The sequence below is a fragment of the Sphingopyxis sp. FD7 genome (genome assembly GCF_003609835.1).
Lineage (GTDB): Bacteria > Pseudomonadota > Alphaproteobacteria > Sphingomonadales > Sphingomonadaceae > Sphingopyxis.
Map to the genome: position 1 here is coordinate 3,413,793 of NZ_AP017898.1, position 13,212 is coordinate 3,427,004.

Here is a 13,212-nt window from a genome sequence, read left to right on the forward strand (position 1 = left end):
CATCTTGCGGCATCCTTGCGCATCGGAACAATCTCCCGGGTGCAATGGTGCCGCCACCTTGTTAGGGTGACCCCAATGCAGAGCAGCCTCGAACATCTTCCCCCGCACAAGCGGCGCGAAATAGAGCGCGTCGTCGAGATCATCTTCGAGGAATTCGAGGATGCGCTGGCGCTCGCGACGCAGGACTGGAAGCGCAAGGGCCGCATTTCCAAGATCATCCTCTATGGCAGCTATGCGCGGGGTGGCTGGGTCGACGAGCCGCACACGGCGAAGGGCTATCAGTCTGACTATGACCTGCTGATCATCGTCAACGACAAGCGGCTGACCGATCGGGCGGACTATTGGTCGAAGCTCGACGATCGGCTCATTCGTGAGCTGTCGGTTACCAAGCGGCTCCGCACGCCGGTGAACTTCATCGTTCACAGTCTCGACGAGGTGAATTCCGGACTTACGCAGGGGCGCTATTTCTTCATCGACGTCGCTTGTGACGGGATCGCGCTGTACGAGGCCGATGGGAAGGAGCTTGCTGAGCCCAAACCGATGACGCCGCATGCGGCGCTAGAGATGGCGGAGGAATATTTTGACGAGTGGTTCTCCGGCGCGACGGAGTTCATCGAGGGTTACAAGTTCTACCTCGATCGAAAGAGCTTCAAGAAGGCGGCGTTTCTCCTTCATCAGGCTGTCGAGAGCTACTATCACTGTGTATTGCTTGTTGGCACGCTGCACACACCGCACATCCATAATCTTGCCTTCCTGCGCACGCAGGCTGAGCGGATAGATGCGCGCCTGTTCGAGGCATGGCCTAGAGAGGTGAAGACCGATCGGTCACGCTTCGAGAAATTGAAGGAAGCGTACATCAAGGCGCGCTACTCAAAGCATTACAGCATATCAGCGGAGGAGCTTGAATGGCTCGGCGCGCGCGTAGAGCGGCTCGCGGAGATCGTTGATGGAATCTGCCGCGATCGTATCGCCGAGCTCGAGACCACAGCCCGACGCGCAGGCTGATCTTGTTCCTCAAAGTTGCGCGATGCGCTTCAGGTCGGTCGGTGATCTTCTTCGGTACTGTTCGCTAGCTGGTTCAGCTCCTCCTCCCCAGCGACGTGTTTGTACCAGTCGTTGTCAAACTGCGCGGCGGTGACCTTGATCGTCTCCACGCGATATGGGGCGCAGCTGATCACATCGACTGCTGATGGATCGAACACCGCAATATTGTAGCCCTCATCGTCACCGAACTGGCTCTTGTACGCGATTGCATCATAGCCTTGCGCGCGGAAAAGCTCTGCGAGAATTTGGGTCGGAACATAGTCGGCTGAATCGTCCGACAGGGTGACAGGTCGTGAGAACGCGTTGTCGATATCGGTCCAAACGGCGCTCTTCTTCTCCGACGCTGATATAGGCGTAGTTCCCATAATCTGGCCCATGTTTAGACCGCCGAACGAACTATGTCCGTGGCCGAGCGACAGATCCAGAGTCCTGAGATCGCGGAGAATTCTGCATTTTGCTACAGAGACTTCTGCGCCGACCCAAGGTCGAACTTCTGAAATGGATGTCTCCGCGGTGCTCCCGAGGTAGAGGACCGGGATGCCTGCGGGGTTGGCTCGGCCCTCTTTCGCGCGGCGTTCCAGTGGCTTCATCCGCTTTGCACCGAAACCTGAAGTGTACTCGCCGATCCAATTTCCTTGTTCATCATGCTGGTCGAAGACCTCGACGCCTTGCTGCGCACGAAACAGAATGCGTCCGGTGTGCAGTGTCTGATCACGCTGTTCGATCGTTGCGATGACTGTTGCCAAAAAGGCTTGGATTGCGGGGTCCCAAACGTACCGGCTCGAATGGCGCACTCGATCCGCATAGACGTCGTAACTGCGCCAAGACGCAAACTCCTTGGCGTCGGGATTGTCGAGTTCCATCACTGGCTCCGAAGCGAGGCGGATTTGGCCCTTTGCCGCCGCTCCGCGAGATAGGCAGCTGCCTTTCCGCTTTCAACGAAATCGAACGCACTAATCTTTGCATCCAGTATCGTCGGATGATCGACCTTTCCACGCGCTTCGTCGAGGTGAAACCGAAACTGCCCAGGGGCCGTCGAAACGATTAGGATCGCAATGCCGCTACGTCGGATGGACAGGCTCCCGTCGCTGTTAGCCTGCCATTTGCTGGAACCGACGAAGCGCTTTCTCCGATCGAGAAAGTTCAGGAACTCGGCATGGCTCTCAGTTCCTACGGTGCCCTCGGTGAGATCATCGCAACATTTTTCGCCGACGACCATTGCCCACCATTTAGGATGGAACACCATGTGGGCGTAGCGCAGCGCCTGACCACATTGTTCGCATTCGCCATCTAAACCGCCGAGATCGTCATGCCCGATAAGGACCCAGTCCTTCGATGGCTGGATAATGCCATGCTCCTTTGCGTGGCATCCTCTGCAAAGAACTTCACATTCCTGGTAGGGATATTCCCAGGGGAGGCGTCCCGCGACATAATCGCGATGATGGACTTGAAGCACAACCTCGTCGCCGGAGCGACGGCAGTGGGCACATACTCCACCATGCAGCCTGATCTGCTCTGCACGATAGGCTGCCCATTCCTTGTGCCGGTATAAGTTCATCTCGCCCCAAGATCGCTCCGTCCGATACCTTAGCATATTGGAGCGGGGATTACTTCCTGCCGCGAAAGCGTTCGAAACGGGCCTTGCCCGCCGCTGTCTCAACAGCGACGTTTGCATTGCTGCATTCATCACCGCCCATATCGCCCGCCTTACAGCGATTGACGATATCGCGCGCCTCTTCAAGATTGGCCTCGAAGTATTGAACGCTTCGCGGTTCGGGCGGCGCGCATGCTGTCAGGGTCGCGAGGCCGGCGATCGCCAGCATCTTCACATCGGACATCGTCACCTCCAGTGGCCGATCTTAGCGCCAGAGTGTCCGAAACTGCAGCGGCGTGCTGGCAGATAGAACCAGATTGGGGCTGTTCTCCTGTACGGCCACTTTGCCGCCGGCTTCGTGTCGCAATATGGGGTGCAGGAGCCTTGCGAGGATGGACTAAGGGGGAAATGATGTCGAAATTGAACGCCGCTCTGCCTGCCTCGATCGCATCGAAAGAGACAACTACTGCCCTCGCGACGGTCGGTGATGCTGCCCTCGACGCCGCTATTTCTTCGGGTGCATTGGACGGCGTGCCCATCCTTGGCGCGGCGACCGGAATTTGGCGCGCGCACAAGGAGATCGGGCAACAATTATTCACGCGGAAGGTCGTTCGTTTTCTTCGCGAAACCAATCAAACAACGGATCAGGAGCGGATCGATTTCGTGGACCGTCTCAAAGCTGAGGGAAAGACAGAGGATTTTGGAGAAGCGATCCTTCTTATTCTCGATCGTCTCGATGATACGGTGAAGCCCGTCATCCTCGGGCGGCTCGTCGCGGCGCATATTCGCGGCGATATGGATTATGATAAGATGATGCGTCTGACGTCGATTGTGTCGCGCTGTTATGCCGAAGATCTCGAATTGCTGCGTAACTTCAGCGATGGCGTTCAGGGCGAGAAGACGCTGATCGCCGAGAGTTTGCTCGCAGCGGGCCTTTTGTCCAATGGCGGCATCGATGGCGGGGATTTTTCGGATCCGCTTGCAGGCGGCATCATTTTCAATCTCAATGAGTATGGCGATTTGCTCAAGCGGTTTGGGCTTTAGGCCGTAAATCGCAAAATCGGCGGAAAGCGCCCTGCCGAGATTTTTCTCATTTTTTTGATGCAAATTTTCTGCGCAGCAAATATCAGCTTTTTTCCGAATATTCACCTTTTTGCTGATTTTTGCTGGACACGAAATATGGCCGAATTTGAAAATTCCCAGCGCGAATTGCTCGATGCGCTTTTGGAAGCGCTATTGGCGCTGCCTCAGTCGCACGCGCAAATCGAGCGATATGAGGTCGAAATCGGGCCTCGCGGCCGCGCCGACGCGCTGATCGGCGCATTTATCAACCGCCAGCCGTTGGTCTTGCTCGTTGAAATCAAGGCGCAGCTTTTTCCGCGCGATGTGCGCGAAGCAATCTGGCAGCTTCGGAATAATCAGGCCCATCTCAGCAATTCCGGTGACGACCGGGAAATCATTCCTTTTTTTGTCGCCCGTGCGATCTCGCCGGGCGCTCGAGAGATTTTTCGGGAAGAGCGCGTCGGATATTTCGACCTTGGAGGCTCACTTTATATTCCGGGCAAAAAGGCCTTTATATTCCTCGATAAACCGGCTCCGAAAAAAGGGGCGAAGAAATTCGATTCCATTTTTCAGGGGCAAAAAGCGCGCGCGCTCCATGAAATTTATGAGCGGCGTCAGGACTGGTTGAGTGTGAAGGACCTCGCCGATACGAGCGGTGTTTCGCCCGCTACTGCTTCCGAAACTCTCACGGAACTAGAACGGCGCGAATGGGTCGATGTGCAGGGCGCGGGTCCGTCCAAACAGCGTCGACTGCGCGCCGCACGCCCCCTTCTAGAAGCCTGGACGAGCTACGCCAGCGATCAGAAGGCACCGACGGTGCGGCGCTACTATGTTCCGAAAGCGAGTGACGCACTGGAGCTGGCGCTGCGCCTTGATCAGGCATGCAGGGACGCGAAGGCTGCCTATGCGGTCACCGGTGAAGTGGCCGCTCAAATCTATGCGCCCTATCTCTCGTCGATCTCGCAGCTTCGTTGCCGGATCGAGCCCGGGCAGAAGCTGATCGAGGCGCTGCTTGGTCTCGACGCGCGACCCGTCGCCGAAGGCTGGAACCTCGGCATCATCGAAGCGAAGAGCCGGCGCGATGTCGCGGTGGGCCAACGGATCGATGGCGTCTGCTACGCTCCGCCGCTGCAGGTCTATCTCGACCTGCTACAGGCGTCTGGCCGTTCCCGTGAAATGGCGATGCATCTTCGTAGCGAGTGTCTGGATAAATAATGCCCAAACCACAGACGATCAGCGGCTATGAGGATATGGTCACCGATGCGTGCGAACGCGTTCTGGTCACCCTTCTGCGCGGGCTTGGGCCATGGAAGGACTCGGTCTTTCTCGTCGGGGGTCTCGCCCCGCGCTATCTCGTGACCGCAAGGCCGCCGAAGGTCCCCAAACATGCAGGCACGGGCGACGTCGACATCGTCGTCGATGTCGGAATCCTCACGACGACCGAAGCTTACAGCACGCTCGAAGAAAATCTGAAGGCGATGAACTTCGAGCGCGCCGAGAATGACAAGGGCGCGAAGCAATCCTGGCGGTGGCGCGCCGAGATCGAGGACGGCACGACGATGATCCTCGAATTTCTGGCGGACTCGCCAGAACTCGGAGGCGGCAAGGTCAAGGAACTGCCATCGGACGGCAACGTCTCGGCGCTGAATATCCCCTTGTCGATACCGGATGTATTCTCCCCAGAAGTGCCGAATGAAAATTCCCCAGTTTGAGGTGAGCGCCAATTCGCTCCGGGGCTAGCCCCGGAGCGAATTGGCAACGACCCGCACGGATCCCTCCTATGCTTGCCCGGATTGGCGGGAGGCGTGGCAGGTGATCAGACTTGAGGAAATTGTCATGATCCATGACTTGAAGCGGCAGGGGCTGTCGGTGTCGGCGATTGCGCGGCAGACGGGCCTTGATCGAAAGACGGTACGCAAACACCTGGCCGGCGGCGTGAAGGCGCCGGTGTACAAGCCCCGGCCACCCCGTCCGCGGGAGCTGGAACCCTACGAACCATATCTTCGCGATCGCATCGCGTTATATCCTGGGTTGTCTGGCAAGCGTCTCTTCCGCGAAATCGCTGCGATGGGGTTCAAGGGCGGCTACACGACCGTCACGGACTTCCTGCGCCAGATGCGGCCGCGGCGAGTGGTCCCGTTTGAGCGGCGCTTCGAAACACCCGCGGGACGGCAGGCCCAGGTGGACTTCGCCCAGTTCAAGGTGGCGTTCAGCGATGAGCCGGGCGTGACCCGGATCTTCTGGCTGTTCTCGATGGTGTTGGGTCATAGCCGCTGGCTGTGGGGTCGGTTCTGTCCGACCCAGGATCTGCAGACGGTGATGCGCTGCCACATCGACGCCTTCGATGCGATGGGCGGTGCCCCGTCCGAGGTGCTTTACGACCGCATGAAAACCGCTGTGATCGATGAGGATGCCGAGGGTATTGTGATCTACAATCGGTCGCTGGTGGCCTTGCTGGATCATTACGGCGCTTTGCCGCGTGCATGCAGGCCCTATCGGGCGAAAACCAAGGGCAAGATCGAACGGCCCTACCGCTACATCCGTCAGGACTTCTTCCTTGGACGCACCTTCTGCAACGCTGATGACCTGAACAGGCAGTTCCGCGAATGGCTGGACACGGTCGCGAATGTTCGGTTGCATGCCACGACCCGGCGGATCGTCAGCGAGCACTTTGCCGAGGAGCAACCGGTCCTGACGGCCTTGCCTGCGGCCCCATACAATGCGGTGCTCACGATCGAGCGGCGAGTCAGCCATGAAGGCATGGTATCGGTTGGCGGCAATCTCTACTCGGTGCCCGACGCTACGCGCAAACGGGTCGTGGAGGTGCAGAATCATCCCCGTGAGATCAGGATCTTCGAGGATCGCAAGCTGATCGCGGTGCATCCCGTTCTCGATGGACGCAATCAGCGCCGGGTTGATCCTTCCCACCGGCGGCTCGCTCCGCCTCGCGCGGCAACAGTGCCGCCGCCTGCAGGGCTTGAGATTACCAGGCGCTCGCTGGGCTTCTACGAGGCGGTAGGACGGCGACTGGCCGGCAGCGAGGTACGGCCATGACGGAGATCATCGACCGCATCCGCACGAGCCTGGTTGGCCTGAGAATGCCCCGCGCGCTCGAGGTACTTGATCATACCATGCGGTGTCTGGAGCGCGGCGAAATGACCGCGCTTGAAGCCATCGATGTCTTGCTCTCGCATGAGTATGGCAATCGGGAAAGCAGGCGCTTCACTGTCGGGCTCAAGACCTCACGGCTCATGCCCATGAAAACCCTCGAAGGCTTCGACTTCTCGTTCCAGCCTTCGCTGGATCGCGGCCGCATCCTCGCACTGGCGCAGCTCGACTTTATCGAGCGCGGCGAGGTGGTCCATCTGCTGGGACCGCCGGGCACAGGCAAGAGCCATCTGGCGACAGCCTTGGGCGCAGAGGCTGTTCGCGCTGGCAAGCGTGTTTACCGCGCCAGTCTGGCTGAGGTGATCGACATGCTGGTGCGTGCCGAGCGTGACGGACGGCTTCCCGAACGGCTCCGGTTCTTCAACCGAAACACCCTCCTTATCGTCGATGAGATCGGCTACCTCCCGGTTACGCCCGGCGGTGCCAACCTCTTCTTCCAGCTGGTCAACTCCCGTTACGAAAAGGGAGCGATGATCCTCACATCCAACCGCGGCTTTGCTGAATGGGGCGAGGTGTTCGGGGATCCGGTGGTGGCAACGGCGCTCCTCGATCGCTTGCTGCACCATGCCATCGTGATCCAGATCGAGGGCGCCAGTTACCGCTTGCGCGCGCACTCCGACCTCGTGCCGGAACACACCAGGGCGATCTCAGCGATCACGCCGCCGCCGCCGCCCAAAAGGCGCGGGCGGCCACCGAAGGAGCGCACGCACGATCACTGGAACGGCTGATCACCGAAACCCAAACTGGGGAATTTTAACCCGGCACTTCTGGGGAATTATTAGTCAGCGTTGACACCCCTACGCCTCCATGGTGTTCGACCATCACGGGACCGTCGAAATCACGGCGGACCTGCTGAACGGCAAAGGCCGCGCCACCGAGGTCGTCCGCTACGCCGATATCGTCACCTTCACCTGCCTCAAGGCCTTTGCTTTCGACCAGAGGTTCGAGCGGAAGGATGCGCACGACCTGATCTACTGCATCGAAAATCTGGAAGGTGGCGTCGGTGCGGCGCAGTCCGCCTTCGCGGCAGCACTGACCGGCCCGCATGCCAACGCCATACGCGAGGCGCTTACCCGCTTGGCGGTTCGCTTTCGCGATCCCAATCCCGACGAGAGCTATTTGCGCGACGGACCAGTCGCGGTCGCTAGCTTCGAAGACGACGAAGCCGATGTCTCGGCCGACCCCGATCTGCTGAACGCCCGGATCTTGCGGCAGCGGCACGCCGCGGAGGTGATGGCTGACTTCCTGGCCCCATTCGAAATTTGATGCCGGGATGCCGTAGCTCTAGTCTGGTTCTGGTCGTTCTGACGTGACCCCCTGATTTTCCTCCAACAGTGATTAGAGTCCGGTCTTGAAGGAAGGACGGACAGATGAAGCGTTTGAGGTTTTCGGAAGAGCAGATCATCGGGGTGTTGAAGGAAGCGGAGGCGGGCGCGAAGACCGGCGAGCTGGCGCGGCGACACGGGGTGTCGGAAGCAACGATCTACAACTGGAAGGCCAAGTATGGCGGCCTTGAGGTGTCGGAGGCGAAGCGGCTACGCTCGCTCGAGGACGAGAACGCGAAGCTGAAGCGGTTGCTTGCGGACTCGATGCTGGACAATGCGGCGCTGAAGGATCTTCTCACAAAAAAATGGTGACGCCCGCCGTTCAGCGGGAAGCGGTCGCCCATCTCCAGGCTTGCCATGGGATGAGCGAGCGGCGGGCGTGCCGTGTCACAGGCGCCGATCGGAAGAGCATGCGCTACCGGTCGCAGCGTGGCGACGATGCCGAGGTTCGGGAGAAGCTGCGCGAGTTGGCGCAGCAGCGTCGCCGGTTCGGTTATCGGCGCCTGCATATCCTGCTGCGCCGGGAGGGCGTGATGATCAACAGGAAGAAGACCCAGCGCCTGTATCGAGAGGAGGGGCTGATGGTCCGACGAAGACGCAACCGGCGCCGGGCGATCGGTGCGCGGGCGCCCGCACCGGTGCTCGCGCTGCCGAACCAGCGGTGGAGCCTCGACTTTGTGCATGATCAGATGGCGTCAGGTCGGCGGTTCCGGGTGCTCAACATCGTGGACGATGTCACGCGGGAGTGCCTGCGCGCGGTGCCCGACACGTCGATCTCCGGGCGCCGGGTCGTGCGCGAGCTCAGCGATCTGATCGAGGAGCGCGGCAGACCGGGGATGATCGTCAGCGACAATGGGACCGAGCTGACATCGAACGCGGTGCTCGCATGGTGCGGTGAGGTCGGGGTCGAGTGGCATTATATCGCGCCGGGCAAGCCGATGCAGAACGGCTATGTCGAGAGCTTCAATGGCCGGATGCGCGATGAGCTTCTGAACGAGACGCTGTTCCTCGACCTCGATCATGCCCGCACAGTGATCGCGGCCTGGGCCGAAGATTACAACCAGGCGCGGCCACACTCGGCCCTTGGATATGAGACACCGGCGGCGTTCGCCGCCGAACTGCATAAGCAATGGCCTGTGCAGCTACGCCCTTCGGGCTCCGCTGCACAGGCCATTGCTTACACTGCGCTCATGCGCAACAAAGCTGCTGGGCTCTAATCCCCGCTGGTGGAAACCAGGGGGTCACGTCACGTGCCCGACACCGCTTGGCTGGCGGCCAGCGCCATCAGCGCGGTGATAGAGAAGAGCGCGATGACGGGCTTATAGGTAAGCGCCTTAGGATCGCGGACTTTCAGACCGAGATGGCGCCTCAGATCGTCAAGACCGCCGATCCGCTCGCCTTCGATGAAGGTCTGCGGCGTCGTCGCGACGCCATGTTTCGCCTTGAATGCGTCGGTTTCCTCGCGGGTCGTCAGCCAGACATCCTCGACGTCATAGCCGCGGCTGCGCAACAGATGCAGCGCCTTCAGGCCATAGGGGCAGATATGCTGCTCCATCACCATGCGATAGATGGTCGCCCGCGGCTTGCCCGAAACCGCCGCACCAGTGTGCGCTGGCGCGCTTTCGTTCGCGCGCTGAACCTGCATATTCATCGATTCGCCTTTCTTGATTCCCGATCGCTTCCCGCTATATAGGCTCCGTACCATAGTACGGAGTCAAGGCCTTGCGTGACATGACCATCGGCCAGCTTGCCCGGCAGGGCGGCGTCAATGTCGAGACGATCCGCTATTACCAACGCCGCGGCCTGTTGCCCGTTCCGCCTCAGTCGGCCAGCGCCCCGTCGGAAGGCCGAGTCCGGCGTTACGACGAGGCGGTTCTGCGCCGTCTGCGCTTCATCAAATCGGCACAGGCAGCGGGATTTACGCTCACCGAGATCGCCGAACTGCTCGAACTCGACGCGTCGAGCGATCGCGCGCGAGCGCGCGAACTGGCCGACGCGCGCATCGCGGCGATCGAAAAGACGATCGCCGAACTCGATGTGGCGCGGCGCGCGCTCATGGGCCTGTCGCGCCAATGCGCTGCCGCCGACACGCTCCACTGCCCGATCATAGCGGCGTTCGAGCAGATCTAGCCCGACTGGTCTTGGGGGCGGATGGTGCTGACGGCCCGTCTCACCTCCCTCAAACTGGTGTCAATCGGTCGCAAATGGTTCCAGCATCCCGGCTACAAGCGATGGGATGGTAACTCCGGCTGCGACATCGAGCTGAAGGCTAGCGCGGATCGCAGCCGCAGTGTCTCGCCGCTGCCGCGTCCGGAGTTGCGACGGCCGTCCGAAGTGCCTGGGTCAGGCGCCATCGAATCTCCGCGGCTAGGACCGGCATCAGAGCGAACAAATAGGCTTCCACGGGGAAGACCTGACCATAGGGTCAAGCGAGCGATTGCGTCACGTGCACGGCGCCGACCAAGGCTCCGACGAGGGGCAGAAGCGAAAAGCGCCGCTTCTGGATGAAGGTAGGAGCCTTTGGGCGTTCCGGATCAACTTCATCCTGGCGATCTGAACAAATCGGGGAGCCCAATTCCGATGGTTTTACGTCGCCCGAACCATTTTTGAGGGATGAGTCGTTCTGGTGCGTAATCAATGTCAGTAGGGGATGTTGGGTGCTTGAACCCGGAAGCCGTAAGCAGCGGTTTCCGGGCATGCATGTTTTTGTCCTCGACTTCCCCGAAACTCATTTGGGCTGCGCGAAAGGGCAGTTCTTCGAAACAGGGGAAGCATAATGAACAAATTATACTGTTATTCGTCGACGAAGCGCGCAATGCAGCGAAGCTCGATGGCGGCGATTGCGGTGGCGGTCGCGTTTCCCGCGCAGGCTCAGGAAGCCCAGTCGGACGGCCTCGCCGAGATCATCGTAACGGCGGAGAAGCGCGAGGAAAATCTGCAGTCCGTTCCCGTCTCGGTGACAGCGATGACCGGCGAGGCGCTTACGGCAACGGGCATATCAAACGTCGAAGACCTCCAATTTTTTGTGCCGGGCGTGTCGATCACCAACGATTCCATGGCGATCATCAATATTCGTGGAATTGGCACCTCGGCGTTCGGCGTTGCGACCGACCCCAGCACGACAGTCCATTATGACGGCGTCTACATCTCGCGCCCGACCACAAGCTATCAGGATTTGTTCGACGTCGAACGCATCGAGGTGCTGCGCGGACCGCAAGGCGTTCTCTTCGGTCGCAACTCCGCCGGCGGCACACTCAACATCATTTCCAAAATGCCTACGGAGGATTTGACTGGCGCGCTGGGACTCACCGTCGGAAATTACGAGAAGCGCTCGCTGAGCGGCACGATTTCTGGACCGCTTGGAGCGGGCGTCCGAGGCCGCCTCACCTTGCTTGCCAACCAGCGCGACGGCATCTACCGCGACGTCGTCTCGGGACGGCGATACCAAAACGAAGATAATCTCGCTGGACGACTGACGCTTGCGATTGACGCGAGCGACCGTCTTGAGATCGTGTTGCGGGCGGATGCCAGCCGTGATCGCGAGACCGGCGCGCGGTCTGTTCGGCCCTTTTATCCGCAAGGCTTCGTCGATGCGGGGGCGACGATCCCGGCCAATGACAAAGAGGCCGCACTCGACCGCCTGCCGCGTTACGATGTCGATGCCTGGGGCGTGTCCTCGACCATGAACTGGGACGGCGGCCCGGTCACGCTCCGCTCGATTACGGCGCTGCGCAAGAGCAAGGTCGTCCAGGCGCTCGACGTTGACTCGACTGACCTCTTCCTCCGCGATATCGAATTTTACGAACGTTCCCGCAGTTTCACGCAAGAGTTCCAACTTCTCAACAACGATGCGGACAAGCTGCGCTGGATCGTCGGAGCATTCTATCTGAATGAAAAGGGCAACGACGAAATACGGATCATCGAACCGGGTCGTCGGCTCGCGATCCCGGAAAACAATACGACGAATGCATTCGCGCTCTTCGGACAAGCAAGCTACGAACTCATCGACCGCCTGCGATTGACCGGAGGGCTTCGATACTCATACGAAAAAAAGGATTTCGGATATCGTGTCCTGCTGAACGGAAATCAGGTCGATGCCGGTCAGCCCAAATCATCCTGGACCGCCTGGACTCCGAAAATTGGGATCGATTACGACCTTGCCGATGACGTCATGGCTTATGCGTCGGCAACCCGCGGGTTCAAATCGGGTGGATTCCAGCTGGGAGACGGGCGGCCTTTCCTCCCGGAGTATGTCTGGAGCTACGAAGTCGGCTTGAAGTCGACGCTCCTCGATCGCCGGCTTCGAGCTAATTTTTCGGCCTTCTATTATGATTACACCAATCTTCAGGTGGTTGAGTATAACAATGGCGTTGCCAGTACCACCAACGCCGGCAAGGCGACGATCAAGGGCGTTGAAGCGGAACTGATGGCACGGCCGTTCGATCGCCTGACGCTTACATCCACGATCGCTTATCTCGATGCGCGCTACGATGTCTATTTTGACGACGTCGGCGCAAGCCTCAAGGGCAAGCGGCTGCCGAACGCGCCGAAGTGGAACATCACTCTCGGCGGAGAATATAAGGCCTCCCTGGGCGGCGGAATGCTGACATTACGGACCGATATCTCCTGGCGCGACAGCATCTTTTTCAAGCCCAGCAACAATCCGCTTTTTTCCGGAAACGCCACGACCCTTATAAATGGGCGTGTCGCATGGCAGCCGGCGAGCGAAGCGTGGGAAATTGCGCTTTATGGCCGAAATCTCACCAACGAGCGCTATGTGAGCTATAGTACGATCGGGACGGACGCGACGGGTGTCTCGAACCCTACTCTTCCGCTCTACATCTACGGCGAGCCGCGCCAGTACGGATTGCAGCTGCGCTACTTTTTCTGAGGTTCCTCGTCCTGCGAGGTCCCCCGGCGACTCCCCTACGGTCGTCGGTCCCCCTGGGCGCTTGCGCCCGGGGGGAATACTCCCTCTGAACGCAGGACATGATATGTCCCTGTTCTCACCGGCGCCGT

At 59.8% G+C, this 13,212-nt stretch carries 13 protein-coding genes and 1 pseudogene; 10 read left to right on the top strand and 4 right to left on the bottom strand.

The annotated features are described in order from the left end of the window. Positions 1–75: 75 nt before the first annotated feature. Positions 76–1,005, top strand: coding sequence for a HEPN domain-containing protein (locus SPYCA_RS16545; RefSeq protein WP_120221866.1), 930 nt, complete (start codon positions 76–78; stop codon positions 1,003–1,005). A gap of 29 nt (positions 1,006–1,034) precedes the next feature. Here the strand turns inward: SPYCA_RS16545 and SPYCA_RS16550 are convergent, their stop codons facing one another. Genes SPYCA_RS16550 through SPYCA_RS16565 form a run of 3 tightly spaced genes read right to left on the bottom strand, consistent with a single transcriptional unit; the run spans position 1,035 to position 2,882 of the window. Further along, the gene (locus SPYCA_RS16550) at positions 1,035–1,907 is read right to left on the bottom strand and encodes an RES family NAD+ phosphorylase (RefSeq protein WP_120221867.1); all 873 of its coding nucleotides are present in this window, start codon (positions 1,905–1,907) and stop codon (positions 1,035–1,037) included. Continuing rightward, positions 1,907–2,602 carry an HNH endonuclease gene (locus SPYCA_RS19140; RefSeq protein ID WP_146625175.1) on the bottom strand — a complete coding sequence of 232 codons (696 nt, stop codon included), beginning with the start codon at positions 2,600–2,602 and terminating at the stop codon, positions 1,907–1,909. Before SPYCA_RS19140 ends, SPYCA_RS16550 begins: the two co-directional genes overlap by 1 nt. A 49-nt stretch (positions 2,603–2,651) precedes the next feature. Then, positions 2,652–2,882: an EexN family lipoprotein gene (locus SPYCA_RS16565; protein WP_232003378.1), complete on the bottom strand. Its 231-nt coding sequence runs from the start codon at positions 2,880–2,882 to the stop codon at positions 2,652–2,654. A 167-nt stretch (positions 2,883–3,049) separates the two neighbouring features. On the opposite strand from SPYCA_RS16565, the gene SPYCA_RS16570 reads away from it, so the two are divergent. The 7 genes from SPYCA_RS16570 to SPYCA_RS16600 all read left to right on the top strand — a co-directional run bounded on the left by SPYCA_RS16570 (position 3,050) and on the right by SPYCA_RS16600 (position 9,410). Continuing rightward, positions 3,050–3,682 (top strand): hypothetical protein, encoded by a 633-nt coding sequence (locus SPYCA_RS16570; protein ID WP_146625176.1) that lies wholly within the window; start codon positions 3,050–3,052, stop codon positions 3,680–3,682. Positions 3,683–3,739: 57 nt separating this feature from the next. Beyond that, complete coding sequence (locus tag SPYCA_RS16575; protein WP_232003380.1) at positions 3,740–4,915, top strand: MarR family transcriptional regulator; 1,176 nt, start codon at positions 3,740–3,742, stop codon at positions 4,913–4,915. Continuing rightward, on the top strand, positions 4,915–5,412 hold the full coding sequence (locus tag SPYCA_RS16580; protein WP_197715356.1) for a hypothetical protein: 498 nt from the start codon (positions 4,915–4,917) through the stop codon (positions 5,410–5,412). Before SPYCA_RS16575 ends, SPYCA_RS16580 begins: the two co-directional genes overlap by 1 nt. Before the next feature lie 100 nt (positions 5,413–5,512). Then, positions 5,513–6,754: an IS21 family transposase gene (gene istA, locus SPYCA_RS16585; protein ID WP_114268144.1), complete on the top strand. Its 1,242-nt coding sequence runs from the start codon at positions 5,513–5,515 to the stop codon at positions 6,752–6,754. Then, positions 6,751–7,596: an IS21-like element helper ATPase IstB gene (gene istB / locus SPYCA_RS16590; protein ID WP_053554354.1), complete on the top strand. Its 846-nt coding sequence runs from the start codon at positions 6,751–6,753 to the stop codon at positions 7,594–7,596. The genes istA and istB overlap by 4 nt, the downstream gene beginning before the upstream one ends. Before the next feature lie 79 nt (positions 7,597–7,675). Continuing rightward, entirely contained in the window at positions 7,676–8,134 is a 459-nt protein-coding gene (locus tag SPYCA_RS16595) for a hypothetical protein (RefSeq protein WP_232003382.1), read from the top strand. Between the two features lie 104 nt (positions 8,135–8,238). Beyond that, positions 8,239–9,410, top strand: a protein-coding gene (locus SPYCA_RS16600; protein ID WP_120218809.1) for an IS3-like element ISSpma3 family transposase whose coding sequence is annotated in 2 segments (ribosomal slippage) — positions 8,239–8,491 and positions 8,491–9,410 — 1,173 coding nt in all. Because the reading frame shifts where the segments join, the coding sequence is not laid out codon by codon here. A 32-nt stretch (positions 9,411–9,442) separates the two neighbouring features. Here SPYCA_RS16600 and SPYCA_RS16605 read toward each other — a convergent pair. Next, positions 9,443–9,754 (bottom strand): annotated as a pseudogene (locus tag SPYCA_RS16605) (glutaredoxin domain-containing protein); the annotation flags it as partial. Positions 9,755–9,924: 170 nt separating this feature from the next. Here SPYCA_RS16605 and SPYCA_RS16610 point away from each other — a divergent pair. Together SPYCA_RS16610 and SPYCA_RS16615 are read left to right on the top strand one after the other, a co-directional pair. Then, positions 9,925–10,323: a MerR family transcriptional regulator gene (locus tag SPYCA_RS16610; protein WP_039578962.1), complete on the top strand. Its 399-nt coding sequence runs from the start codon at positions 9,925–9,927 to the stop codon at positions 10,321–10,323. Positions 10,324–10,969: 646 nt separating this feature from the next. Continuing rightward, on the top strand, positions 10,970–13,084 hold the full coding sequence (locus tag SPYCA_RS16615) for a TonB-dependent receptor (protein ID WP_058455286.1): 2,115 nt from the start codon (positions 10,970–10,972) through the stop codon (positions 13,082–13,084). Positions 13,085–13,212 lie beyond the last annotated feature (128 nt).

Bases quoted from the DNA above. Each gene is read 5' to 3' on its own strand.
- SPYCA_RS16545 (WP_120221866.1), top strand. From the start codon at position 76: ATGCAGAGCAGCCTCGAACATCTTCCCCCGCACAAGCGGCGCGAAATA.
- SPYCA_RS16550 (WP_120221867.1), bottom strand. From the start codon at position 1,907: ATGGAACTCGACAATCCCGACGCCAAGGAGTTTGCGTCTTGGCGCAGT.
- SPYCA_RS19140 (WP_146625175.1), bottom strand. From the start codon at position 2,602: ATGAACTTATACCGGCACAAGGAATGGGCAGCCTATCGTGCAGAGCAG.
- SPYCA_RS16565 (WP_232003378.1), bottom strand. From the start codon at position 2,882: ATGTCCGATGTGAAGATGCTGGCGATCGCCGGCCTCGCGACCCTGACA.
- SPYCA_RS16570 (WP_146625176.1), top strand. From the start codon at position 3,050: ATGTCGAAATTGAACGCCGCTCTGCCTGCCTCGATCGCATCGAAAGAG.
- SPYCA_RS16575 (WP_232003380.1), top strand. From the start codon at position 3,740: ATGCAAATTTTCTGCGCAGCAAATATCAGCTTTTTTCCGAATATTCAC.
- SPYCA_RS16580 (WP_197715356.1), top strand. From the start codon at position 4,915: ATGCCCAAACCACAGACGATCAGCGGCTATGAGGATATGGTCACCGAT.
- istB (WP_053554354.1), top strand. From the start codon at position 6,751: ATGACGGAGATCATCGACCGCATCCGCACGAGCCTGGTTGGCCTGAGA.
- SPYCA_RS16595 (WP_232003382.1), top strand. From the start codon at position 7,676: ATGGTGTTCGACCATCACGGGACCGTCGAAATCACGGCGGACCTGCTG.
- SPYCA_RS16610 (WP_039578962.1), top strand. From the start codon at position 9,925: ATGACCATCGGCCAGCTTGCCCGGCAGGGCGGCGTCAATGTCGAGACG.
- SPYCA_RS16615 (WP_058455286.1), top strand. From the start codon at position 10,970: ATGAACAAATTATACTGTTATTCGTCGACGAAGCGCGCAATGCAGCGA.